At 43.3% G+C, this 23,681-nt stretch carries 25 protein-coding genes; 20 read left to right on the top strand and 5 right to left on the bottom strand.

Going from position 1 to position 23,681, the window contains the following annotated elements:
• Positions 1 to 5 precede the first annotated feature (5 nt).
• From uvrA to ACFX4I_RS02120, 7 genes are all read left to right on the top strand, one after another.
• The gene (uvrA, locus tag ACFX4I_RS02090; RefSeq protein WP_230303278.1) at positions 6 to 2,885 is read left to right on the top strand and encodes an excinuclease ABC subunit UvrA; all 2,880 of its coding nucleotides are present in this window, start codon (positions 6 to 8) and stop codon (positions 2,883 to 2,885) included.
• Between the two features lie 550 nt (positions 2,886 to 3,435).
• Complete coding sequence (locus tag ACFX4I_RS02095; protein ID WP_377418842.1) at positions 3,436 to 4,536, top strand: DUF4097 family beta strand repeat-containing protein; 1,101 nt, start codon at positions 3,436 to 3,438, stop codon at positions 4,534 to 4,536.
• A 544-nt stretch (positions 4,537 to 5,080) separates the two neighbouring features.
• A complete protein-coding gene (gene hprK / locus ACFX4I_RS02100) occupies positions 5,081 to 6,016 on the top strand; it encodes an HPr(Ser) kinase/phosphatase (protein ID WP_076368260.1) in 936 nt (311 codons plus the stop codon).
• Positions 6,017 to 6,042: 26 nt separating this feature from the next.
• The gene (gene lgt, locus ACFX4I_RS02105; protein WP_283932366.1) at positions 6,043 to 6,855 is read left to right on the top strand and encodes a prolipoprotein diacylglyceryl transferase; all 813 of its coding nucleotides are present in this window, start codon (positions 6,043 to 6,045) and stop codon (positions 6,853 to 6,855) included.
• Between the two features lie 27 nt (positions 6,856 to 6,882).
• A complete protein-coding gene (locus ACFX4I_RS02110) occupies positions 6,883 to 7,827 on the top strand; it encodes a nucleoside recognition domain-containing protein (protein ID WP_377418846.1) in 945 nt (314 codons plus the stop codon).
• On the top strand, positions 7,817 to 8,485 hold the full coding sequence (gene ppaX / locus ACFX4I_RS02115; protein WP_230303832.1) for a pyrophosphatase PpaX: 669 nt from the start codon (positions 7,817 to 7,819) through the stop codon (positions 8,483 to 8,485). The genes ACFX4I_RS02110 and ppaX overlap by 11 nt, the downstream gene beginning before the upstream one ends.
• Entirely contained in the window at positions 8,482 to 9,000 is a 519-nt protein-coding gene (locus ACFX4I_RS02120; RefSeq protein WP_230303831.1) for an acyltransferase, read from the top strand. The genes ppaX and ACFX4I_RS02120 overlap by 4 nt, the downstream gene beginning before the upstream one ends.
• Positions 9,001 to 9,035: 35 nt before the next feature.
• On the opposite strand, the gene ACFX4I_RS02125 is transcribed toward ACFX4I_RS02120, so the two are convergent.
• From ACFX4I_RS02125 to ACFX4I_RS02145, 5 genes are all read right to left on the bottom strand, one after another.
• The gene (locus ACFX4I_RS02125) at positions 9,036 to 9,179 is read right to left on the bottom strand and encodes a YwzD family small protein (protein WP_230303830.1); all 144 of its coding nucleotides are present in this window, start codon (positions 9,177 to 9,179) and stop codon (positions 9,036 to 9,038) included.
• Between the two features lie 70 nt (positions 9,180 to 9,249).
• The gene (locus ACFX4I_RS02130) at positions 9,250 to 9,891 is read right to left on the bottom strand and encodes a class D sortase (RefSeq protein WP_377418849.1); all 642 of its coding nucleotides are present in this window, start codon (positions 9,889 to 9,891) and stop codon (positions 9,250 to 9,252) included.
• A gap of 1 nt (position 9,892) precedes the next feature.
• A complete protein-coding gene (locus tag ACFX4I_RS02135; protein ID WP_230303828.1) occupies positions 9,893 to 10,114 on the bottom strand; it encodes a hypothetical protein in 222 nt (73 codons plus the stop codon).
• A 91-nt stretch (positions 10,115 to 10,205) separates the two neighbouring features.
• The gene (locus ACFX4I_RS02140; protein ID WP_377418852.1) at positions 10,206 to 10,658 is read right to left on the bottom strand and encodes a processed acidic surface protein; all 453 of its coding nucleotides are present in this window, start codon (positions 10,656 to 10,658) and stop codon (positions 10,206 to 10,208) included.
• A gap of 31 nt (positions 10,659 to 10,689) precedes the next feature.
• Positions 10,690 to 10,896, bottom strand: a complete 207-nt coding sequence (locus ACFX4I_RS02145; RefSeq protein WP_377419143.1) for a processed acidic surface protein — start codon at positions 10,894 to 10,896, stop codon at positions 10,690 to 10,692.
• A gap of 502 nt (positions 10,897 to 11,398) precedes the next feature.
• On the opposite strand from ACFX4I_RS02145, the gene ACFX4I_RS02150 reads away from it, so the two are divergent.
• The 13 genes from ACFX4I_RS02150 to ACFX4I_RS02210 all read left to right on the top strand — a co-directional run bounded on the left by ACFX4I_RS02150 (position 11,399) and on the right by ACFX4I_RS02210 (position 23,650).
• Complete coding sequence (locus ACFX4I_RS02150) at positions 11,399 to 12,583, top strand: ATP phosphoribosyltransferase regulatory subunit (protein WP_377418855.1); 1,185 nt, start codon at positions 11,399 to 11,401, stop codon at positions 12,581 to 12,583.
• On the top strand, positions 12,576 to 13,205 hold the full coding sequence (hisG, locus tag ACFX4I_RS02155) for an ATP phosphoribosyltransferase (protein WP_034311625.1): 630 nt from the start codon (positions 12,576 to 12,578) through the stop codon (positions 13,203 to 13,205). Before ACFX4I_RS02150 ends, hisG begins: the two co-directional genes overlap by 8 nt.
• 26 nt (positions 13,206 to 13,231) lie before the next feature.
• A complete protein-coding gene (hisD, locus tag ACFX4I_RS02160) occupies positions 13,232 to 14,518 on the top strand; it encodes a histidinol dehydrogenase (protein WP_377418858.1) in 1,287 nt (428 codons plus the stop codon).
• Between the two features lie 78 nt (positions 14,519 to 14,596).
• Positions 14,597 to 15,184: an imidazoleglycerol-phosphate dehydratase HisB gene (gene hisB / locus ACFX4I_RS02165; protein WP_230303825.1), complete on the top strand. Its 588-nt coding sequence runs from the start codon at positions 14,597 to 14,599 to the stop codon at positions 15,182 to 15,184.
• Entirely contained in the window at positions 15,185 to 15,817 is a 633-nt protein-coding gene (hisH, locus tag ACFX4I_RS02170) for an imidazole glycerol phosphate synthase subunit HisH (protein ID WP_230303824.1), read from the top strand.
• Positions 15,814 to 16,548, top strand: coding sequence for a 1-(5-phosphoribosyl)-5-[(5-phosphoribosylamino)methylideneamino]imidazole-4-carboxamide isomerase (gene hisA, locus ACFX4I_RS02175; protein ID WP_230303823.1), 735 nt, complete (start codon positions 15,814 to 15,816; stop codon positions 16,546 to 16,548). The genes hisH and hisA overlap by 4 nt, the downstream gene beginning before the upstream one ends.
• Complete coding sequence (hisF, locus tag ACFX4I_RS02180; protein ID WP_377418861.1) at positions 16,549 to 17,307, top strand: imidazole glycerol phosphate synthase subunit HisF; 759 nt, start codon at positions 16,549 to 16,551, stop codon at positions 17,305 to 17,307.
• Complete coding sequence (gene hisIE, locus ACFX4I_RS02185; RefSeq protein ID WP_377418864.1) at positions 17,304 to 17,960, top strand: bifunctional phosphoribosyl-AMP cyclohydrolase/phosphoribosyl-ATP diphosphatase HisIE; 657 nt, start codon at positions 17,304 to 17,306, stop codon at positions 17,958 to 17,960. Before hisF ends, hisIE begins: the two co-directional genes overlap by 4 nt.
• 210 nt (positions 17,961 to 18,170) lie before the next feature.
• Positions 18,171 to 19,673, top strand: coding sequence for a tetratricopeptide repeat protein (locus ACFX4I_RS02190; protein ID WP_377418867.1), 1,503 nt, complete (start codon positions 18,171 to 18,173; stop codon positions 19,671 to 19,673).
• Positions 19,674 to 19,776: 103 nt separating this feature from the next.
• Positions 19,777 to 20,724 carry a thioredoxin-disulfide reductase gene (trxB, locus tag ACFX4I_RS02195; RefSeq protein ID WP_377418869.1) on the top strand — a complete coding sequence of 316 codons (948 nt, stop codon included), beginning with the start codon at positions 19,777 to 19,779 and terminating at the stop codon, positions 20,722 to 20,724.
• A gap of 549 nt (positions 20,725 to 21,273) precedes the next feature.
• Positions 21,274 to 21,732 (top strand): NUDIX hydrolase, encoded by a 459-nt coding sequence (locus ACFX4I_RS02200; protein ID WP_063233957.1) that lies wholly within the window; start codon positions 21,274 to 21,276, stop codon positions 21,730 to 21,732.
• Positions 21,733 to 21,774: 42 nt separating this feature from the next.
• On the top strand, positions 21,775 to 22,674 hold the full coding sequence (gene rapZ, locus ACFX4I_RS02205) for an RNase adapter RapZ (protein ID WP_230303615.1): 900 nt from the start codon (positions 21,775 to 21,777) through the stop codon (positions 22,672 to 22,674).
• Complete coding sequence (locus tag ACFX4I_RS02210; RefSeq protein ID WP_230303614.1) at positions 22,664 to 23,650, top strand: gluconeogenesis factor YvcK family protein; 987 nt, start codon at positions 22,664 to 22,666, stop codon at positions 23,648 to 23,650. Before rapZ ends, ACFX4I_RS02210 begins: the two co-directional genes overlap by 11 nt.
• Positions 23,651 to 23,681: the final 31 nt, after the last annotated feature.

Below are 23,681 nucleotides of genomic sequence, written 5' to 3' on the forward strand. Positions count from 1 at the left end.
GAAACATGGCAATGGATAAAATTGTGATAAAAGGCGCCAGGGCCAACAATTTAAAGAATATTGATATCACGATACCGAGAGACAAACTTGTTGTGCTGACCGGATTATCCGGATCTGGAAAGTCTTCCTTGGCTTTTGATACGATTTATGCAGAAGGGCAAAGACGTTATGTAGAATCACTGTCCGCTTATGCTCGTCAATTCTTAGGGCAAGTGGATAAACCGGATGTCGATGCGATCGAAGGGTTGTCACCAGCCATTTCCATAGACCAGAAAACGACCAGTCGAAACCCTCGTTCAACCGTAGGGACTGTTACGGAGATCTATGATTATTTAAGGCTGTTATTTGCACGGGTCGGCAGGCCGACCTGTCCGATCCATAATATTGAAATCACCTCACAGACGATTGAGCAAATGGTGGACCGCATTCTTGATTACCCTGAGCGAACCAAGCTTCAGGTATTGGCACCGCTTGTCTCAGGCAGAAAAGGAACACATGCAAAAGTTTTGGAGGAAGTCAAGAAACAAGGATATGTCCGCATTCGTGTGAACGGGGAAATGCATGATCTCAGCGAGGAGATCACTCTCGAAAAAAATAAAAAGCATTCAATTGAAGTCATCATAGACCGGATCGTCATTAAAGAGGGTATCATGGCGCGGCTTGCAGATTCATTGGAAAGTGCTTTGCGGCTTGGCGAAGGCAAAGTCATCATTGACGTCATGGGTGAGGAAGAGCTTCTGTTCAGTGAACATCATGCTTGTCCATACTGCGGATTTTCGATTGAAGAGTTAGAGCCGAGAATGTTCTCCTTCAATAGCCCGTTTGGGGCCTGCCCGGATTGTGATGGCTTGGGGGCGAGGCTTGAGGTGGACCGTGATCTGGTCATCCCGAATAACGAATTAAGCCTCCGTCAACATGCGATTGCGCCATGGGAGCCGACGAGTTCTCAATATTATCCGCAGCTCCTTGAAGCGGTAGCCAACCATTATGGGATAGATATGGATGTGCCCGTTAAAGATTTACCGGAAGAGAAGATGGATAAGGTCTTGCTTGGTTCTGGTAAAGATAAGATATATTTCCGTTATAAAAATGATTTTGGAAGAGTGCAAGAAGGATATATTCCTTTTGAAGGAGTTTTAAGAAACATCGAAAGGCGCTTCAAGGAGACGAGTTCAGACTATATTCGTGAGCAAATGCAGAAGTATATGTCAGAACATCACTGTCCGACCTGTAAGGGTCATCGATTAAAAAAAGAGAGTCTTTCCGTGCTCATTCAAGGGGTCCATATAAGTGAAACGACAGCTTTATCAGTAGAAGATGCGTTAGTGTTTTTCGATGAGCTTGATTTGACTGAAAAGGAAGCTGCAATTGCGAGATTGATTTTACGTGAAATTCGTGAGCGGCTCGGTTTCCTGGCTAATGTAGGTTTGGAATATTTGACGTTGAGCAGGGCAGCGGGAACATTATCAGGCGGTGAGGCGCAGCGTATACGATTGGCTACGCAGATCGGTTCCCGATTGACGGGAGTACTCTATATTTTGGATGAACCTTCAATAGGGCTGCATCAGAGGGATAACGATCGATTGATCGAAACATTGAAGAATATGCGCGAAATCGGGAACACCCTGATTGTTGTCGAGCATGATGAAGATACGATGATTGCTGCGGATTATTTGATCGATGTTGGTCCTGGAGCAGGAGCGCATGGAGGAGAAATAGTGGCCGCTGGTACTCCGGAAGAGGTCATGAATAATCCTAAATCCTTAACGGGCCAATATTTAGCAGGGAAGAAATTCATCCCATTGCCATTGGAACGCCGGAAAAATGATGGCCGTGTCATTGAGATAAAAGGTGCCAAGGAAAATAATTTGAAAAACGTTAATGTGAAATTCCCACTTGGGGTCTTTACAGCCGTTACAGGAGTCTCTGGATCTGGGAAAAGTACATTAGTGAATGAGATCCTCCATAAATCGTTGGCTCAAAAGCTGAATCGGGCAAAAGCCAGACCAGGCGATTTCCGTGAGATCAAGGGAATTGAGCATTTAGATAAAGTCATTGATATTGATCAATCACCGATCGGCAGAACCCCACGATCGAATCCAGCTACCTATACGGGTGTATTCGATGATGTTCGTGACGTATTTGCCTCGACTAATGAAGCGAAGATCCGCGGTTATAAAAAAGGAAGGTTCAGTTTCAATGTGAAGGGCGGGCGCTGTGAAGCATGCCGTGGTGATGGCATTATCAAGATTGAAATGCATTTTCTTCCAGATGTCTATGTTCCATGTGAAATCTGTCATGGGAAACGTTATAACAGGGAAACGCTTGAAGTGAAATATAAAGGGAAAAACATTTCCGACATCCTCGATATGACAGTTGAGGAAGGCGTTAGTTTCTTTGAAAATATCCCAAAAATCAAACGGAAGCTACAAACGATTTATGATGTTGGTTTGGGTTATATCAAGCTTGGACAGCCTGCTACCACTTTATCAGGCGGTGAAGCGCAAAGGGTGAAACTTGCTTCAGAATTGCATCGCCGTTCCACTGGGCGCTCCTTTTATATCTTGGATGAACCAACTACCGGACTTCATGTCCACGATATAGCAAGGCTGCTACAGGTTCTGCAGCGGCTGGTTGACAATGGGGATACAGTTTTGGTGATCGAGCATAATCTGGATGTCATCAAGACGGCGGACCATATTATTGACCTGGGACCGGAAGGCGGAGATAAGGGCGGTACGATCGTCACTTATGGAACACCTGAAAAAATATGTGAAGTTTCCGAATCGTATACGGGAAAATACTTAAAACCTGTACTTACCCGTGATCAAATTCGTATGGAAAATTGGATTGAAGAAAAAGAAACTCAGCATGAACATGCTTAAAAGAACAAGCCATCAGGCTTGTTTCGGTTTGTGAAAAAAGGGATTCGGAACGGTCTCATCCCGAATCCCTTTCACAATTTTATCGAGGAATTATTAACGGGTTAAAACAAGACAGGTTAGACTCCATGATTTTTTATTGTTTTATAGAAATTTGCGACACTCCTGCCGAATAACTGGCTAACCAAGACCCGCTGGATGCTTGTGTCGAGGATGCTTGGCAGACAGGCGGCGGAAAGGGAGCGGATTTCTGAAATCAACTGGAACATTTTTTTAAAAAAACTGTAGGCCAAACTGGCTTTTCTTCGAGTTTAACTACAGTCTGGAACAAGCCATCCGGCTTGTTTTTTTGTAGAAAAATGACGGTGTGCCTTTAATCAATCATTTGATTAAAGAATAGGAAAACAAGATATTTCCGGGGAAATCATACATCTTCCTTTTCGAAAATTGTCATATCCCTTTGTCGAATGATGGGAAAAACGGTATTTATGAAACTTTTTAGATATCTGGGCGTATGTATGAATAAAATGATAGAAGAAAGCGAGGAATGTTCATGCAGGAGGAAAGAAAGAAAATTTTAGAAATGATCCAGGATGGAAAGTTATCAGCGGAAGAAGCCATGGGCTTATTGGAAGAATTAGATAAAGCCAGTCAGGAAAGTGAATTTAAAGAGCAGAAATTGCAAAATGAATTATCAACGGTAGTCGTGGATAAGAAAAGCGAGGGAAGCACTCAGGATACGTTTAAGAAGAATATCCAGTCATCGAAAGAAAAGATTATTGATTTCGTTGAAAGTGCTTTTAAGAAAATCAAAGAAACGGATCTTGATTTCAATTTCGGGAAATCTGTGGAGGTCAGTCATATTTTCCAGCATGATCATGATTTCCTGAATGAAGTTGATGTAGATATAGCAAATGGGAAAATAAAAATTGCCGCATGGGACCATAATGATGTCCGGGTTGAATGCGAAGCTAAGGTATACCGTGTGGAAGATATAGAAGAAGCCAGGAAGAACTTTTTGGAAGAAGTCGATTTTACGATTGAAAATGGAAAATTGAGGTTCAAGGTTCGTGAAAAATCCATAAAGGTTGATACGATCATGTACATTCCAAGGAAGGAATATGAGGATATCCATGTAAGGATGTTCAATGGCGCTATCACGACTGAATCATTGAAATCAGAGAACCTTAAAGCGAAGACGGCGAATGGTGCCATTCATATCATGCAGGGTACGGGTGATTCGTGTGAGCTTGAAACAGGTAACGGAATGATCAATATTTCGGATACCAACTTTAATGACTTGGAAGCCGAGACCCTGAATGGAGCGATTAATGCCGATGGATACTTCAAGAAATTGGATGTCCAAACTTTCAATGGGGAAATCATCTGTACGAATTCAGGGATGGATTGCGATTCGATCCATGCTAAGTCAGTCACTGGAAAAGTCCAGCTGACCCTGCCACCAGGTAAGGCGATAGAAGGAGAGTTGAAATCAAATTTAGGAAGCTTTAATGTAACTTTGGAAGGGATGACCATCATCGAAGAGAAAAGTGATGTGGTTCAGAAGGTCCTTAAGTTTAAGACGGTTAAGGAAGAGGTTCCTGTTCTTCATGTTTTTGCAGAAACCAAGACTGCAGCGATAACGGTTTCCTGAAGAAAAAGAAAGCGCACTGATATAACTGGCGGGCTCAGAATATAGGCAAACTCGGTGAAAATCGAGTTTGCCTACATTTTTTTATGGCTTGTACAATTTGGGTATTGATTTCCGCTCCTGGTACTCGCTTTCCGCCTGCGGGTCTCTCCTAGATGCGCTTTTCCCGCAGGAGTCTCGCACACCTGCTCCAATCAACTTTGTTATTAGATAGAAACCATATCTAAGGAGTTGAAGGTGTTGCTTTGGAGTTGGTTCGGGAACATCATTTGATGAAAGATACGTTTTCTGATCCCTTTTGTCTACAAAGTGAGCCCGCCAAAATAAACTTGCGGGCTTTCTTTTATTGGGATGAAACGAGTGTAAGGATTCATGCATTTTCATCTCATCTCTTTCATGTTCACGGGGGCCTTCCCGCTGTCATCATCGGGTGCAGTGAATAAAAAAACAATAAATCGATAATGCTTTGTTTGGTTATTAACAGAAAAATGCTAAAATAGAAAAAGTATCTCGAAAAATAGCAACGCTCCAAAAGGAGGAAAGATATATGGCAAAAGTCCGTACAAAGGATATAGTAGAAGCGTTCGGTCTAGAACTTATCAGTGGGGAAGAAGGAATTAACCGACCAATAGTTACGAGTGATTTATCTCGTCCCGGACTTGAAATAGCCGGTTTTTTTGATTATTATCCCGCGGATCGAGTGCAGCTTTTAGGTATGACGGAGATGTCCTTTTTTAATCGGTTGAATGAACCGGAGCGAATACAGAGGATGGAAGAGTTGTGCAGGGACTTTACTCCAGGCATCATCATTACGCGTGGTCAGGAAGTGCCGATAGAATTGATCGAAGCTTCTGAGCGGGAATCTGTTCCTGTGATGAGATCTAATATGAAGACAACAAGGTTATACAGCCGTCTGACCAATTTCCTTGAAAGCAGATTGGCACCAACTACTGCTGTTCATGGTGTATTGGTGGATATCTATGGGTTAGGGGTGTTGATCACCGGGAAAAGCGGAGTCGGTAAAAGTGAGACAGCCCTGGAATTGGTGAAACGGGGTCATCGTCTCGTAGCTGATGACTGCGTCGAAATCAGGCAGGAAGACCAAGATACGCTAGTAGGGAATGCCCCGGATTTAATCGAACATCTTCTTGAAATAAGAGGGTTGGGAATCATTAATGTAATGACTCTTTTTGGAGCTGGTGCAGTCCGGAGCAATAAAAAGATCTCAATCGTCATCAATCTGGAACTATGGGAAAAAAACAAGCAGTATGACCGGGTTGGTCTAGATGAAGAAAAAATGAAAATCATCGATACGGAAGTGACGAAAATTACCGTACCTGTCCGTCCAGGGCGAAATTTAGCTGTTATCATTGAAGTGGCAGCCATGAACTACCGCCTGAAACGAATGGGAGTAAATGCTGCGGAACAGTTTTCAGATCGCTTGAACCATGCCATTGCAGATCCGGAACATGATGAATTTTAAAAGGTTATAGGAAAAGAGGGGACAAGATGGAACAAGGAATACAGCCGCTGAATCCAATCGCGATAGATCTAGGACCCATACAGGTACATTGGTATGGACTGATCATCGGTTTCGGTGTGTTATTGGGTCTTATTATCGCTTTAAGGGAATCTGAGCGAAGAGGTCTTGATAAGGAAATATTTACGGATATGATTTTGTTTGCTGTCCCAATCGCGATCATATGTGCCCGTATTTATTATGTGATCTTCCAATGGGAGTACTATTCACAAAACCCGGGGGATATCATAAAAATATGGAATGGCGGAATTGCCATACATGGTGCGTTGATTGGATCGGTGCTGACTGCGATCGTCTTTGCCAAGGTCAAGAAAGTCTCATTCTGGAAGCTGGCGGATATTGCTGCACCGAGCTTATTGTTGGGGCAGGCGATTGGCCGTTGGGGTAATTTCATGAATCAGGAAGCGCATGGGGGAGAAATAACAAGGTCATTCCTGGAAAATATGCATTTGCCTGAATTCATCATAAATCAAATGTACATAAACGGTGCGTATTATCACCCAACCTTTTTGTATGAATCGATTTGGAATATCGTCGGTGTCATTATTCTCTTAAGTTTACGGAAGGTGAACTTGCGCAGGGGGGAACTATTTTTAACCTATGTATTATGGTATTCCATCGGCCGTTTTTACATTGAAGGATTGCGGACGGATAGTTTGATGCTGACGGAATCGCTGCGTATCGCACAAGTGATCTCTATTGTGTTGGTAGTTGTAGCCATTGCTTTAGTGGTCTATAGAAGGGTCAGCGGGCATGCAAACAAAAGATATTTAGATGCATAGGGAATATGTGAAAAAGGAGAGGGCATAGTGTTAGTGGATTCGATTAAAAAGGGACTTCTTTCAGGCTTGAATACAACATGGTCTTTGGGAAAAGTGATATTCCCAGTCACTCTGATCGTCACAGTGCTTCAATATACGCCTGTCTTGCCATTCATCATTAACTTGATAGCGCCTTTGATGAATCTCATCGGTCTTCCAGGGGATGCGGCAATTCCGCTCGTGTTAGGGAATTTCCTGAATTTATACGCGGCGATCGCTGGCATATTAACGCTTGATTTGACTGTGAAAGAAGTTTTTATTATCGCTATGATGCTATCTTTTTCACATAATTTATTGATCGAGTCAGGTGTGGCGATGAAAACCGGTGTCAAGCTGTGGATCATCTTAACAGTACGGATCGGGCTTGCGCTTTTATCCGCGGTCGTCATCAATCTTGTTTGGCAGGGCGGATCTGAAATGGCCCAAGGAGCAGCTATCGGGGAGGCTGCAGAGATTAACGGAGCGGGTGCAATCCTTTTACATGGGGTCATCCAGGCCCTTTCAGGAATCGGCCAGTTGGCGGTCATCGTTATTCCGCTCATGGTGGCGGTTCAAATCATGAAAGATTTAAAATGGCTGGAAGCCTTCTCGAAAGCCCTTGCTCCCTTCATGAAGGTCCTGGGGATGAAGCCGAACGCTTCCATGCCTTTCGTTACAGGCCTGACTCTCGGTTTGGCGTATGGGGCAGGCGTAATGATTCAAGCCGCTAAAGAAGATAATGTTTCGAAGAAGGATATGACGATTGCGTTCATCTTTTTAGTTGCCTGCCATGCTGTTGTAGAAGACACACTGATTTTTATTCCGCTGGGGATTCCGGTCTTGCCGTTATTGCTTATTCGGCTATTCACTGCCATTGTGTTAACGATGGCCGTTGCGTATATATGGAATCGGACTGACAGTGTACAGAGAAAGGAAGCTGTATATGAACAGTAACATAACTACATTATTATTTGATCTTGATGGGACGTTGATCAATACAAATGAATTGATCATCGCCTCTTTTACGGAAACTTTAAACCACTTTTGTCCTGGAAAGTTCAAACGGGAAGATATCATTCCATTTATCGGACCGACTTTGGTCGATACTTTCTCCTCCATTGATCCAAAACGAGTGGATGAAATGATCGCTTACTATCGGGAGCACAATTGGAGGAACCATGATTTGCTTGTCACACAATTTGACGGGGTGTTCGAAACCGTTCAAACGTTGAAGCAGAGCGGTTATAAATTGGCGGTCGTTACGACGAAGAAGCGTGATGTCGTCGAAAAGGGCCTGCGTTTAAGCAAACTGGATCAATTCTTTGAAGTGGTGGTCACACTGGATGAAGTGGAAAAGGCAAAGCCGGACCCAGAGCCTTTGGTAAAAGCATTAAATCAACTCGGTTCGGTTCCTGAAGAAGCGATCATGATTGGCGACAGTTATCATGATATCATGGGCGGTAAAAATACAGGTACGAAAACGGCAGGGGTCTCGTGGTCCATTAAAGGCCGTGAATTCTTGGAAAGTTATCACCCTGATTATATGCTTGAGCAGATGGCGGATTTATTGAATATCGTTGAGGTTGAAAAACTCACGGAGGCTAGAAAATGAGACGCACGTCCCGCTATCCGGTTGAAGGGGCTAATTCACTATGGCATGTATATAAGACCGTTCCATTCTGGAAAGTCGTAAAGAATTTTGTGGTGATACAGCTAGCGCGTTATACGCCTTTTCTGGGCATGAAGAATTGGCTATACAGGACTTTTTTACATATGAAAGTAGGGAAGCATACTTCGTTTGCCTTGATGGTCATGCCGGATGTGATGTTTCCGGAAAAAATATCGGTTGGTATGAATACTGTCATTGGCTATAATACGACGATTCTTGCCCATGAATATTTGATTCATGAATATCGTTTAGGAGATGTAGTCATTGGTGATGAAGTATTGATTGGAGCCAATTCGACCATTCTTCCAGGACTTTCAATTGGTAATGGGGCGATTGTCTCTGCGGGGACGCTTGTCCATAAGGATGTTCCGGAGGGAGCTTTCGTCGGGGGAAATCCAATGAAAATCTTATATACCAAAGAGGAAATGCTTGAGAGAGAGCAGCAAACTTCTTTATGAAAAAAAGGACTTGCCCATATATGCGGCAAGTCCTTTTAATGGCATTTTGGGTATAACGGAGTCAGTTCATTCTTTAGATGCTCTATCACTTCGTTGATTGATACATTTTCCTGGTTCAACGTTGCTTCATACGTTTCTTTTAAAATTTGAAAAAATCTTTGCTGTGCCTGTTTATCCATATTGAGCTTGTCCTCCTATCATCTATTAAAGATTTATGAAGAGGGGGCAGAATAACTTCAGCCCCGCATCTCATTTACCTATCTCCGATTTCAATAAATCGGCAACCAATACGTATCGTTCCGGTGCACTACCAATATATGAAAAAGGATAGCAGGTTGTTACTGTAAGTGTGGCTTTAGGCTTGGGAACGATCACGGTACGGTCATCTGCATCGACGATACGAACCTTCCTCACTTTATATGTAAACGTACCGGCTTCTGTCTTGGCAATCAGCAAGTCACCCTCGCCGACTTCACCTAGATCTCTGAAAATTGTATCTCGGTGACCGGATAAAACGGAATTATCCTTTTCACCGGGGAGGACGGACCCCGCATAATGACCGACGCCCTTTTCGAGTTCATCTTTGTCCGTTCCGTGATAAATTGGAAGTGTGGCCTCGATTTTTGGAATATAAAGCTCACCCATCAAATCACCTGTCTCCGGTCGTTTTTCATATAGTTCAATCCCACCGGGAATATCAGCTTTCGACTTCGGTTCGGGGAGCTTAGCCGTCACTTCCGTTGTGTCAGATTTATTCCATTTATATAGGGCATAGCCTTTTAACAGCGTATAGGCATTTGTCGTTGTGAAATAAAAACCTAAGGTTAAAATGCAAACAGCAGTGATAAGTAACGTTTTTTGCTTATGCCTGGATTGCCTATTTTTGCGCATTTTAATTAGTGAGTCTCGCTTTTCTGATTAATCCGAAAGCGATACCCATCAATACTAAACCGATTAAAGCACCGAATAAGTAATTACCAGCCGTTTTAGGAAGCACTCCGCCTTTTTCCGTTTTATGTTCAGGTTTTGTGGGTTTTTCCTTTTCTTTTTTTATCTCAATCACTTTAGAAATGACCTCAGTGGACTGTTTAATGTCATTACCGGTTTCTTTCACTAAATTGGAACGATCATTTCACCTGTCAATGTAAAGTCGAGCAAAAAATTGCCGTTTAAATCATAAATGGAAACTAGTAAACTAGCATTCATCAATTCCTCAAGTTGGAATAAGCCTCAAGGGATAGGTTTGTCGTGACACCATCCTGAATTAAGGCGAATTTGAATTGAATTTGCAGCAAGCTTTGAAGATCATTATATATAGAAAGCAATTCTGCCACTTGTTCAGCAGATAATTCATCAATTGTTTCAAAATACTCGAGTTGATCCATCCTATCGGAGATCGCCATTAAACGAGTTTCGAAGGAAGGGTCTTCGACGATAGGTAAAAGGTGGTTCATGAATCTGTCCAGCTCTTCGTCTGTAAGGCCGATCTCAGTAAAGAGACGATCCATTAAATCGATGATCTCTTCCTCATCATAATCCATTTCTAAATCGATGATATCCTCAATGTCGTAAATGAAATGGAAGGTATCGATGATGGAATCCCCCTCTTCCAGTTCGTCGTATTCTATTAATAATTCCGTAAGTTCAGCTTCTGTCATTTCATATTGTTTAAGTAGATTCTGTATGGTCTCAGGAGTGACGGTCGGTCCCTAATGCATCACGCAACTCTTCTGCCGATTTCAGTTCATTCAATGATAAGTCGTAATAGGATAAATACTCTTCCAATTCTTCTTGCGTCATTCTAACTTCGGAAAGGTATGCATTAAGCTCATCCTGGTTGATCTTAGTTGCTGCAAAACCCTTCGTTCCGCTTAAACTCAGTGAAAAAAGAACGATATTTCTTCATTTCCCATTTACTCCTAAAATTATCTGATATTACCAAACTCCTAAACATTATAAAACAGCTAAACCAAAAGGTATACATTAATAACAGTGAATGGCTAAAGATAGGAAGAAATATTCGGGTGAAAAGGTACAACTCCTTCCGTTTGGACTTAAACCGATCATGAAAAATTTCCAAGACTAACTTGGTATTGGAGTAATGGGATTAGGCATATTTTCCTTGACGTAAGGTGGGGGCAGGGGTAAACTATTAATAACTTCAACCTGCTACCATATTAGCGAACTAAAGTGTTTTAATGGATTATTGCGATTATTTATATTATTATGTCAGTTTATTTGATACTATTTTTATATGTTGTCCGAAATTTGGATTTAAGCGTGAAACCTTGGAAAGATAAAGGGATAAACAAAATTAGGAATGAGTGCATCGGTTTTTGCCCATAGGCGGACCGATTGGATATAGATAGTAATCAAAATTTCAAAAGGATGTGCAGTTGTGACAAAGCCATTTATGTTTGAAAAACCATTAGGTATGAGAGATACATTGCCGGTGCTATATGAAACGAAAGTGTCGGCCAGAAATAAAATGAGTGATGAAATCAAGAAGTGGGGCTATCAATTTATTGAAACGCCTGCTTTGGAATATTATGAAACAATTGGCGATGCTTCGGCAATCTTGGATCAACAGTTGTTTAAACTTCTTGATTCCCAGGGGCATACGCTCGTACTCCGTCCCGAGATGACTGCTCCCATTGCACGGGTCGCAGCATCCAAACTGTTAAAACAGCAAATTCCGCTTCGCCTGGCTTATTCCGCGAATGTATACCGCGCACAGCAGCGTGAAGGAGGCAGGCCGGCAGAATTCGAACAGATTGGCATTGAATGTATCGGGAATAAGTCTATAAGTGCCGATGCTGAAATGATTGCCCTGCTTGCGGATGCTCTAAAGGCTGCAGGGCTTCAGGAATTTAAGATATCCATTGGACATATCGGATTTCTGCAAGAATTTTTCTTAAGCATTCTAGGTACGGAGGAAAGAGCCTCTATATTAAGGAAGTTTTTGTATGAAAAAAATTATGTCGGTTATCGCGAGCATGTTAAATCACTGCCGCTTTCATCCATTGATAAACAACGGCTTATCGAATTTACCTCATTAAGGGGCAGTGAAGGAACCCTGAAAAAGGCGCTAGGGTTGGTTGAAAATGATAAAGGGCAAGATTCTTTGGCTGAACTGAAGGAATTGTCTGCGCAGCTCAAAGAATTTGACGTTGAACAATATGTGAGCTTCGACTTAACATTGGTCAGTCATATGAGTTATTACACGGGAACTTTATTTGAAGTGTATGCCGGGCAAGTGGGTTCGCCAATCGGCAATGGCGGCCGGTATGATAATCTGCTTTCAAAGTTCGGCTGGAATGCTTCGGCCACAGGTTTTGCAATCCGGGTGGATCGTCTTGCAGAAGCTCTTGGGGAGCCGATCCAGCCTGTCGCGCCAGAATGCATTTTATTCAGTCCCGAACGGAGATTGGAAGCAATACAATTTGCTAGAAAAAAACGCTTCGAAGGGAAAATGGTAACGATTCAAGATATTACGGTCGTCCAGAATGTCGATGCTTTTACACGGACATTTTCTGAAGTTCATTTATTCGTAGGGAATGGGGGGAATGGAAAAGATGAATAATAGCTTTTTAACGATTGCCATGCCGAAAGGGAGAATATTTGAAGAAGCGGCAGAGCTGTTAAGAAGGGCCGGTTTTCGTCTCCCTCCCGAGTTTGATGATTCCCGGAAATTGATCCTTGAAGTGGAAGAGGAGAATTTGCGGTTCATTTTAGCAAAACCGATGGATGTCGTAACATATGTGGAACACGGCGTCGCTGACATTGGGATTGCAGGGAAGGATGTCATGTTGGAAGAAGAACGTGATGTCTATGAGTTACTTGATTTGAAAATCAGTGCCTGCTACTTGGCTGTAGCTGGATTGCCTGGTACGAAAATAAGTGACATCGCCCCCAAAATAGCCAGTAAATACCCGAATGTTGCTTCCAGTTATTTTCGCGAGCAGGGGGAGCAAGTCGAGATTATAAAGTTGAATGGGTCTATTGAGTTAGCACCGTTAATCGGTTTAGCAGAACGAATCGTCGATATCGTTTCAACGGGGCGAACATTGAAGGAAAATGGTCTTGTGGAATATGCAAAAATCGCCAATGTGACTTCGAGGCTGGTAGCAAACCCTGTCAGCTATCGAATTAAAGAAGCAAGGATTACCGAAATCGTGGAACGGCTAGCAGAAATTATTGAATAGTAAAGAATCGCTAATGAGGTGAAGGTATGAAAATAGAACGGTTTGCTGAAGGGATTTCACTGAAACGCTCGGTTGAAGCAGGTACTGCCGATCAAAGAAAAGCGGTTCAGGATATTATTTATGATGTCAGGAAAAGCGGAAACGCCGCTTTACATACCTATACCGAACGTTTCGATGGTGTCAGTCCAGGGGAATTACTTGTATCGGAACAGGAAATGGAAGAAGCGACGGCCGCCTTAACTGCTGAGCAGCTTGATATTATTCAAGAAGCTGCAAATAATATTCGAATGTTTCACGAGAAACAAATTCGAAATTCATGGTTTACGACTGATGATACGGGAACGATGCTAGGACAAAAATTGACACCTCTTGATGCTGTAGGTGTTTATGTACCTGGAGGCACAGCGGCATATCCTTCGTCAGTATTGATGAATGTGTTGCCTGCGAAGGCCGCGGGGGTGGAACGGATCGTTATGGTTTCCCCTCCAGGAAAAGATGGGAAATTATCGCCAGCGGTTTTGGCAGCTGCCAAAATTGCCGGGGTGAAGGAAATCTATAAAGTTGGCGGGGCCCAGGCCATAGCTGCTCTCGCTTATGGGACGGAAACAATTAAGAAAGTGGATAAAATAGTGGGTCCGGGAAATATTTATGTGGCGTTAGCAAAGCGCGAAGTATTCGGTGATGTTGCCATTGATATGATAGCAGGTCCAAGTGAAATAGCGATATTGGCGGACGAATCGGCCATCGCTGCAGAAGTTGCGGCAGACTTGCTATCACAGGCGGAGCATGATGCCCGAGCATGCAGTGTTTTGGTGACGACGTCAACGTCTCTTGCAGAAGAAGTGGCAGCAGAAGTGACCAAGCAGGTGGCGTTACTTCCACGCCATGATATTGCTGAAGCATCCATAAGGGATTATGGAAGAATCGTTGTATGCGGGAATATGGCAGAAGCTGTTGAAGCGATTAATGAACTTGCACCGGAACATTTGGAAATTGTGGCCAAAGATGCACTTGAAATCATGGCTAAAATCCGCCATGCCGGGGCAATCTTCATTGGCCGCTTTAGTTCGGAGCCCGTCGGTGATTACTTTGCAGGTCCCAATCATGTGTTGCCTACAAATGGAACTGCCCGCTTTTCCAGCCCGCTGAATGTGGATGATTTTCAAAAGAAATCGAGCATCATCATGTATAGTGAAACAGCCTTCCGCAAAAATGCAGAAAAAATCGCAGCATTTGCCCGGATGGAAGGACTCGAGGCTCACGCCCGTGCCATTGAATCACGGGGTGTGAATGAACCCGGGAAAAAGTCCTGAATTATTACAATAAGTGAAATCACTGATATAAAGACTTTTGACATGCTTTTACATCTTGGGAATTGAGGAGGAGTTGTAATGGAACGTTTTGCTAGTGTGGAGCGAAAGACGAATGAAACGGAAATAAGCTTGAAGTTTGGTGTGGATGGGGAAGGTGATTCCTCCATTAAGACGGGCGTTCCGTTTATGACGCATATGCTGGACTTGTTCACGAAACACGGGAAGTTTGATTTGACTGTAGATGCAAACGGGGATACAGACGTGGATGATCATCATACAACTGAAGATATTGGCATTTGCTTGGGGCAGACGTTATTGGAGGCCCTTGGAGACAAGCGCGGGATAAAGCGTTACGGAAATGCTTTCGTACCTATGGATGAAGCACTCGCCCAGGTCGTCATTGATTTAAGCAATCGTCCGCATCTGGAGTTCCGAGCTGAGTTTCCTTCGCAAAAGGTCGGTACTTTCGATACTGAACTGGTGCACGAGTTTCTTTGGAAATTCGCTCTTGAAGCCAGGATGAACTTGCATGTAGTCGTTCATTACGGACACAACACACACCATATGATCGAAGCAATATTCAAAGCGCTTGGACGTGCATTGGATGAAGCTACGACCATCGATCCGCGTGTCAAAGGCATCCCTTCGACGAAAGGAATGTTGTAAATGATCGGGATCGTCGATTATGGCATGGGGAATTTATTTTCCGTAAGTAAAGGGCTGGAGCGACTTGGTGCCGATTCATTCATTTCCGATGACCCAAATGAACTTTCAAAGTCGAATGGGATCATACTTCCCGGTGTTGGCTCTTTCAGGGATGCCATGAGTCTCTTGGAAAAACAAAAGCTGGATGAATTCCTGAAGGAATATGTAGCCGATGGAGGTTATCTTTTAGGCATCTGCCTTGGTATGCAGCTTCTCTTTGATGAAAGTGAGGAAAATGGACCAGCAAAGGGATTATCTCTCATCCCAGGTAAAGTCGTTCGTTTTAAGGGAGTGGATGCGAATGACCAGGTTTATAAAGTGCCGCACATGGGCTGGAATCGTCTTGAATTTAAACAGGCGTCACCAGTGAATGAGGGCCTGGAAGAGGAACATGTTTATTTCGTCCATTCTTACTACGTCGATACGGATGAATCATTCGTAACCGCTTCGGCGACGTATGATGTGGAAGTGCCGGCGATCGTCGGCAAAGGGAATGTATTCGGTATGCAGTTCCATCCGGAAAAAAGCGGGAAGATGGGCATGTCACTCTTGAGAAATTATCTGTCACTAGTAGAAGGGAAGGAAGAAGCATGAGCAACTTTACTATTTACCCGGCGATTGATATGCGCGGAGGCAAATGCGTCCGCTTAATCCAGGGAGATTACAATCAGGAAACCGTTTATGGCGATTCCCCCTTCGATATGGCTAAAAGCTTTGCAGACCAAGGAGCCGATTGGATACATATGGTCGACCTTGACGGAGCTAAAGAGGGAGTGCGCATCAATGATTCATACGTAATTAAAGCTGCAAGTGAGTTAGGGGCCCGCATTCAAATCGGCGGCGGCATCCGTACGGAACGGGATATAGCCCATTACCTGGATAATGGAGTGGAACGTGTCATTCTAGGCAGCACGGCCGTTTCAGACCCTGATTTCACTAAAGATATGATTAGGAAATATGGAAGCCATATCGCAATCGGGATCGATGCGAAAGATGGCAGGGTAGCCACTCATGGTTGGCTTCAAACTTCTGGAACGCTTGCGATAGATCTTGGCAAATTACTGGCCGATGCTGGTGCAGAGACCTTTATCGTGACTGATATTGCGACGGATGGCATGCTTTCAGGTCCGAATGTGAATGGTATATTGGCCATGGCGGAGGCAACTGGTAAAAACGTGATCGCTTCGGGAGGCATCAGTTCACTCGAAGACCTTGTCACCCTCAAAGAGTATGAAGCCCAAGGCATTGCAGGGGCAATCATTGGCAAGGCACTTTATACCAATCGCTTTACTGTAGAAGAAGCACTAGAAAAGGTGCGTGATTAAATGCTCACTAAACGAATTATTCCATGTCTCGATGTAAAGGATGGGCGCGTAGTCAAAGGTATACAATTTGTTTCCCTTAGGGATGCTGGAGATCCGGTCGAACTTGCATCCTTTTACGACCAAGAAGGTGCCGATGAGCTTGTCTTCCTGGATATTTCCGCATCACATGAAGGCAGGGAAACGATCGTCGACGTCGTTCAAGCGGTAGCGGGCAGCTTGGCAATCCCGTTCACGGTGGGCGGCGGCATAAATTCATTGGCGGATATGAAGAAGATCTTACGAGCCGGTGCCGATAAGGTATCCTTAAATACAGCTGCCATTCTGCGCCCTGATTTAATAAACGAAGGTGCTGATTATTTTGGTTCACAATGTATCGTTGTCGCCATAGACGCCCGATATGATGAAGAGCTTGGGTCATGGCGCATATATACCCACGGCGGTCGGAAACCGACTGAATGGGAAGTGATCGAGTGGGCGAAGGAAGCCGTAATCCGCGGTGCAGGTGAAATTTTATTGACAAGCATGGATTGTGACGGCGAGAAAAAGGGGTTTAATATCGCTCTGACAAAAGCGGTATCTGAAGCCGTTTCAGTGCCGGTCATCGCCTCAGGCGGGGCTGGTAACGCCGAGCATTTCCAGGAAGCCTTCCAAGAAGGAAAAGCCGACGCAGCATTAGCCGCATCGATTTTTCATTATAAAGAAACATCCGTCAAAGAAGTCAAAGCGTTTCTCAAACAACAAGGAGTGGTTGTACGATGAATCTTGAAACTATTAAATACGACGAAAAAGGCCTGATACCGGCAATTATTCAAGATGCAGGAACCGGCGAAGTGCTGACACTTGCTTACATGAACCAAGAATCGCTGAAATTGTCGATTGAAAAAGGTGAAACGGTCTTCTTCAGCCGTTCGCGCAATGAATTATGGCATAAAGGGGCGACCAGCGGCAATACCCAGAAAATCATCGAAATGAAGTATGACTGCGATCAAGATGCATTGGTCGTTCGGGTCGTTCCTGCGGGTCCTGCGTGCCATACAGGGGCAACAAGCTGTTTTAGTGAAACGATTTACCGAAACAGTGAAGCCGGACAAGACGTGAAGGCGAATGTGACTTTCTTGACGGAATTGGAAAGATTGATTGAAAAAAGAAAATCGGAAATGCCTGAAGGTTCATATACTACCTACCTATTCGATAAGGGCGTTGATAAGATCCTGAAAAAAGTCGGTGAAGAAGCGGCAGAAGTGATCATTGCTGCTAAGAACCGGGATGCAGAGGAACTGTCGATGGAAAGCGCCGATCTCCTCTATCACTTATTCGTTCTTCTTCGGGAGCAGGAGTTGCCTTTCCAAGCAGTGCTTGATGTATTGAAGGCTAGACATGCCGATAAGGACGAACCGAAAGAAACCGAATGAATGGTGATTGCCCTCCGTCAATAGGAGGGCTTTTTTTGTACTTACGACTATGAGCAGCAATCTTGAATCCATATTTGGCTAAGGATATAATTCCATTTTTTCTTAATGGAAGCATGGTCATTACCGTTTTCCATTTTCTTGAATTGTTCGGCAAATTTTCTCCAATATGTTATAATACTATGGTTAATCAACTTGTAGATGGAGGATTACATGAGTAAAGACTCTAAATTTGGCCAACAGGCAAAAATTCTAACTTTTCACCCAACAGGTGAGTATTATTTCACCAAGGGTTTAAAAGCTTATCATAGACGAGAATTACCTAAATCAAAAAAATACCTGGAACGAGCGCTGGAACTTGAACCTGCTGAACCGATGATAGCCTGTCAATTGGCGATCACCTGCTCGGAAATCGGTGAATATAATTATTCAAACAACCTATTGGAAAACATCTTGGATGTGATGGATCCCTATATGTCGGAATGTCATTACTTCCTGGCGAATAATTATGCCCACTTAGGCATGTTCAAGGAGGCTTATCGTCACGCCAGTGCTTATCTTGATAAAGAAGAAGACGGGGAGTTCAGCGATGACGCCGAGGATCTGCTTGAATTGATAACTTTTGAGTCGGATGAGTCAGAAGAAAACCCCTTTAAGCATGATGGGCTCATTACCAAACAGGAACAAGCCCGTGAGTACCTGGAATCAGGCAATTTCCCGAGGGCAATCGAAGTCCTGAAAGAAACGATTGCCGAGTACGAGGATTACTGGTCCGCTTATAATAACCTGGCACTTGCCTATTTCTATCTTGGTCAAGTAAATGAAGCTTTTGAAACACTTGATGAGGTATTGGAAAAAAGTCCGGGAAACCTGCATGCGCTTTGTAACCTTGTTGTTTTTCATCATTATCAACAGGATGAAGCAAAGGTTGAAGAGCTCATACAGATGCTGGAGAAAATTCGGCCGATGCTATCCGAACATCGTTTCAAGCTTGGAGCGACCTTCGCTTTGATCGGAAACTATGCTTCTGCATATAAATGGCTGAAAGGACTCCAAAAGCAAGGGTTCGAGGGAGATGGAACCTTCTACTATTGGCTTACCATTTCCGCTTACCACTTAGGCCATGAACAGGCAGCCAAAAAGGCATGGAAAAGGGTCGTGGAAATGAACCCGGAAAAGGAAGGCATGGAGCCTTGGGGAGATATGAATGCAACATCAGATGGTTTTGAACATCATTTTCCTTCTATTATAAAAAGGCTGGAAAGTGAATTCATCGAAGAAAGGCTGTTTGCCATTTTCCTTCTGAAACATTCGGTTCATAAACAGAAGCTATTGAAAAACCAGGTCCTCAACCTAAATCAGAATTTCACTGATTTGGAACGTGATTATGCCGAACTTGTTCAAGTCCCTGCTAAAGATCGCCAATTAACACCGATTGATTTTGCCGATCGCACAGCTGAGTTATTATATCGGCATTTCCAACCGATACAATTAAATGAAGCCGGGCTCTATTTAATGTGGTTTTCCGTCTTCATCGAAGCGGTGAAATCCGAGCAGAAGTTAAATAATCCAGCAGGCTGGGCATCTGCGGTGGAGTACGTGTGGAATCAGCTTAAAAATGAGAAGGCGAGCAAACAGGCAATCGCAGACAAACATTTCATATCGGTGTCCACCTTATCGAAGTACGTAAAGCTGGTTCAAAACTTACTGGGATGAGCAGATATTTGGACGAAAAATTATTTGTTATATAGGATAATAGGTAGGGAACACTAACCGTAGTGAAGGTTCCATTTGTAATGGAATATGGAGGAGTGAAAACATGTCTGAAAAAATTTATGACGTTGTTATTATTGGAGCTGGTCCTGCAGGGATGACGGCGGCTGTCTATACATCACGTGCGAACCTTTCAACATTGATGTTAGAACGCGGAGTACCGGGCGGGCAAATGGCCAATACTGAGGAAGTGGAAAATTATCCTGGATTCGACACTATACTCGGACCTGACCTTTCAACGAAAATGTTTGACCATGCAAAGAAATTCGGTGCGGAGTATGCCTATGGGGATGTTAAGGAAATCATTGACGGTGAAGAGTATAAAACGATCAAAGCCGGTTCCAAGGAATTTAAAGCACGTTCAATCATCATTTCATCTGGTGCCGAATACAAGAAAATCGGCGTTCCTGGCGAAAAAGAATTGGGCGGCCGCGGTGTATCGTATTGTGCAGTTTGTGATGGTGCTTTCTTCAAGCAAAAAGAACTGTTCGTTATCGGCGGCGGAGACTCTGCTGTTGAAGAGGGTGTGTACTTAACCCGTTTTGCTTCAAAAGTGACGATCGTTCACAGACGTGAAGAACTTCGTGCTCAAAAGATTCTTCAAGATCGTGCATTTTCCAATGAGAAAATTAACTTCATCTGGAATCATACTTTGAAGGAAATCAATGAAAAAGGCGGCAAAGTCGGCGGTGTCACTCTAGTTTCCACTGAAAACGGAGAAGAGACAGTGATGGACGCAGACGGTGTATTCATTTATATCGGAATGCTTCCGCTAACTAAACCATTTGAAAACTTGGGCATCTTGAATTCCACAGGCTATATTGAAACTAATGATCGGATGGAAACACGCGTCCCTGGTATTTTTGCTGCTGGTGACGTTCGTGAAAAAACATTGCGACAAATCGTTACAGCTACAGGCGATGGAAGCATTGCCGCTCAATCCGCTCAGCATTTTGTTGAGGAACTTCAAGAAAAATTGCAGCCAAAGGCTTGATTTCAAGAATATACAATCGTAATTCCGTTTTAACGACGTTGTAACACGCGTGAAATAATAATTGGGTATAATATGGGTAGAAGTTGACCCCCTTTAATTATAAACGTTTAAGGACACAGATTGAGTTTCTGTGTCTTTTTTTTGTTTTCCTGCTTTTAGACTATATCTTCGGTTCCAATTTTTAGGGTATTTTTAAATGGTTTTTAATGTGAAGTAAGACAGCCCTTTGCATTTGGGCAGCGAAAGTTGAGAAGAATAGGAGTTAAGCAGGATAAAGGCTCACCTATGTGATTCCTTGCGAATGAATATTCCCCCAATGCAGGAAGTTTACTTTATTGTTAGCTCATTTCAAAAATAGTATAATGATAAGATATACTAAACATAATCTTTCATAATGGTAAGAAGATGAAAAATACAACTTGTTTGAACTATTAGCATTTGTAAATCGCCAAATGGATATCTAGCGGCGGTTTAAGGATATAAACTGAATCTCTTCAACATTGGGGGAAAGGTTTCTATAGTCGAGCAGAGCCAATTGAGGTGAAGAACGTGCAACGTGTCACAAACTGTGTATTGATAAAAGATAATCAAATCCTCTTATTGAAAAAGCCTAGACGCGGATGGTGGGTAGCTCCAGGCGGCAAGATGGAACCTGGGGAATCTGTACGCGATGCTTGCATTAGGGAATATCGCGAAGAAACGGGCGTTTATTTAAAAAACCCTTCCATCAAAGGTATTTTCACCTTCATTATGAAGGACGGAGATAAAGTTTTGTCAGAATGGATGATGTTCACTTTCTTTGCAACGGATTCCGATGGTGTAAATGTGGATGTTTGTGAAGAAGGGGAACTTAGCTGGCATCCGGTTGAAGATGTTAAAAAGCTGATGATGGCTGAAGGTGATTTTCACATCCTGGACTATATGGTTCATGGAAGTGGGATCATCTATGGAACATTTACCTATACGCCTGAATTTAAGCTACTTTCTTATCGATTGGATCCAGGTTAATTTTTAAATATAAAAAAAGATATACATGGGGGCGGAGAAACTATGAGTACAGGGCAGATGAGTGAAACGCAATTGGTCATCATTACCGGAATGTCCGGAGCAGGTAAGACAGTGGCGGTTCAAAGTTTTGAAGACCTCGGCTTTTTTTGCGTCGATAATTTGCCGCCCACTTTATTGCCAAAGTTTTTGGAGTTAATGAAGGACTCCGGGAATAAGATGAATAAAGTGGCCCTTGTCATGGATTTAAGGGGGAGGGAGTTTTTTGATTCCTTATTTCTTGCACTGGATAATTTAACGGATACAGCTGCAGTATCACCAAGAATCCTTTTTCTTGAAGCTGATGATGATTCCTTGGTACGCAGATATAAGGAAACGAGAAGGACCCACCCCCTTGCTCCATTAGGCCGGCCATTGGAAGGCATTAAAATGGAACGGGAACTTTTGGACGAATTGAAGGGAAGGGCTCAATTGATCTTTAATACTTCCCAACTGAAACCGCGCGAATTGAGGGAGAAAATCGCTTCGGAATTTTCTTCAGATAAAAGTGTCGGCTTTACAGTCAATGTCATGTCGTTCGGGTTCAAGCATGGCCTGCCCATAGATGCCGACCTTGTGTTTGATGTACGTTTCCTGCCAAATCCATATTATATTGACCATATGAGGCCAAGGACTGGCTTGGAACAGGAAGTTTCGAGTTACGTTTTAAAATGGAGTGAGACGCAAAAATTCTTGGAAAAAGTGACCGATTTGCTTGCATTCATGCTTCCATATTATAAACGTGAAGGGAAGGCACAGCTTGTTGTTGCGATTGGATGTACAGGCGGTCAGCACCGTTCAGTAGCATTGACGGAGTATATTTCAAACCACTTCAAAAAGGATTACAGGGTTCAAGTATCACATCGCGATATCGAAAAAAGTAAGGGGAAAGCAGATGTTAAATAATAAGAAACAACCTAAGGTTGTGATCATTGGAGGGGGAACCGGCCTTCCCGTTTTGTTGAGAGGGTTAAAGAAGCATCCAGTGGATATTACCGCAATCGTTACGGTAGCTGATGATGGTGGCAGTTCAGGCCGCCTCCGCGAGGATATGGATATCCCCGCTCCGGGTGATATTCGTAACGTGCTGGCTGCGTTATCGGATGTAGAGCCCCTTGTTGAACAAATGTTTCAACATCGCTTTCAGAGTAAAAATGAGTTGTCCGGGCATTCGCTGGGGAATTTGATACTGGCGGCAATGACCTCGTTGACCGGGGATTTCGTCCATGCGATCCAGGAAATGAGTAAATTCCTTAATGTACGCGGTAAAGTTCTTCCTGCTGCTAACCAAAGTGTGGTTCTCCATGCGGAGATGGATGACGGAACGGTTGTTACAGGAGAATCCAAGATCCCCTTCTCAGGAAAGAAAATAAAAAAGGTTTTTCTGTCTCCTCATCATATAAAGCCGCTCAGTGAAACTCTCCAGGAAATCAAGCAGGCAGATCTTATTGTCATAGGTCCTGGAAGCCTATATACTAGCATTCTGCCTAACTTACTTGTCCCTGGCCTAGGAGAAGAGGTTGCCCGTTCCAAGGCTAAGAAGGTGTACATTTGCAATTTGATGACACAAGCCGGCGAGACGCTGGATTATAGTGCGAGCGATCATATAAAAGCGATATATGACCATATGGGAAATGCATATATTGACAGGATACTTGTTAATAATGAGGAAATACCAACCGAGATTCAGCAACGCTATCAAGCTGAATATGCCAAACCGGTCATGTATGATGTGGAAAGTTTAAAACGGATGGGTCTTGAAATCATACAAGAACGCATTTTCAGCTATGAGGGGAATGTAATACGCCATGACACGAAAAAAGTGGCGGATTTGCTTTATAATATGCTTGTAAATGAAACTAAAAGCCCCATAATACCGTAGATATAAGCGGGGACGGTTTTTTGATTGATAA

Source organism: Peribacillus sp. YIM B13472 (genome assembly GCF_042788005.1).
Lineage (GTDB): Bacteria > Bacillota > Bacilli > Bacillales > DSM-1321 > Peribacillus > Peribacillus simplex_E.

Bases quoted from the DNA above. Each gene is read 5' to 3' on its own strand.
- uvrA (WP_230303278.1), top strand. From the start codon at position 6: ATGGCAATGGATAAAATTGTGATAAAAGGCGCCAGGGCCAACAATTTA.
- ACFX4I_RS02095 (WP_377418842.1), top strand. From the start codon at position 3,436: ATGCAGGAGGAAAGAAAGAAAATTTTAGAAATGATCCAGGATGGAAAG.
- hprK (WP_076368260.1), top strand. From the start codon at position 5,081: ATGGCAAAAGTCCGTACAAAGGATATAGTAGAAGCGTTCGGTCTAGAA.
- lgt (WP_283932366.1), top strand. From the start codon at position 6,043: ATGGAACAAGGAATACAGCCGCTGAATCCAATCGCGATAGATCTAGGA.
- ppaX (WP_230303832.1), top strand. From the start codon at position 7,817: ATGAACAGTAACATAACTACATTATTATTTGATCTTGATGGGACGTTG.
- ACFX4I_RS02120 (WP_230303831.1), top strand. From the start codon at position 8,482: ATGAGACGCACGTCCCGCTATCCGGTTGAAGGGGCTAATTCACTATGG.
- ACFX4I_RS02125 (WP_230303830.1), bottom strand. From the start codon at position 9,179: ATGGATAAACAGGCACAGCAAAGATTTTTTCAAATTTTAAAAGAAACG.
- ACFX4I_RS02130 (WP_377418849.1), bottom strand. From the start codon at position 9,891: ATGCGCAAAAATAGGCAATCCAGGCATAAGCAAAAAACGTTACTTATC.
- ACFX4I_RS02140 (WP_377418852.1), bottom strand. From the start codon at position 10,658: ATGACAGAAGCTGAACTTACGGAATTATTAATAGAATACGACGAACTG.
- hisG (WP_034311625.1), top strand. From the start codon at position 12,576: ATGAATAATAGCTTTTTAACGATTGCCATGCCGAAAGGGAGAATATTT.
- hisD (WP_377418858.1), top strand. From the start codon at position 13,232: ATGAAAATAGAACGGTTTGCTGAAGGGATTTCACTGAAACGCTCGGTT.
- hisB (WP_230303825.1), top strand. From the start codon at position 14,597: ATGGAACGTTTTGCTAGTGTGGAGCGAAAGACGAATGAAACGGAAATA.
- hisH (WP_230303824.1), top strand. From the start codon at position 15,185: ATGATCGGGATCGTCGATTATGGCATGGGGAATTTATTTTCCGTAAGT.
- hisA (WP_230303823.1), top strand. From the start codon at position 15,814: ATGAGCAACTTTACTATTTACCCGGCGATTGATATGCGCGGAGGCAAA.
- hisF (WP_377418861.1), top strand. From the start codon at position 16,549: ATGCTCACTAAACGAATTATTCCATGTCTCGATGTAAAGGATGGGCGC.
- hisIE (WP_377418864.1), top strand. From the start codon at position 17,304: ATGAATCTTGAAACTATTAAATACGACGAAAAAGGCCTGATACCGGCA.
- ACFX4I_RS02190 (WP_377418867.1), top strand. From the start codon at position 18,171: ATGAGTAAAGACTCTAAATTTGGCCAACAGGCAAAAATTCTAACTTTT.
- trxB (WP_377418869.1), top strand. From the start codon at position 19,777: ATGTCTGAAAAAATTTATGACGTTGTTATTATTGGAGCTGGTCCTGCA.
- rapZ (WP_230303615.1), top strand. From the start codon at position 21,775: ATGAGTACAGGGCAGATGAGTGAAACGCAATTGGTCATCATTACCGGA.
- ACFX4I_RS02210 (WP_230303614.1), top strand. From the start codon at position 22,664: ATGTTAAATAATAAGAAACAACCTAAGGTTGTGATCATTGGAGGGGGA.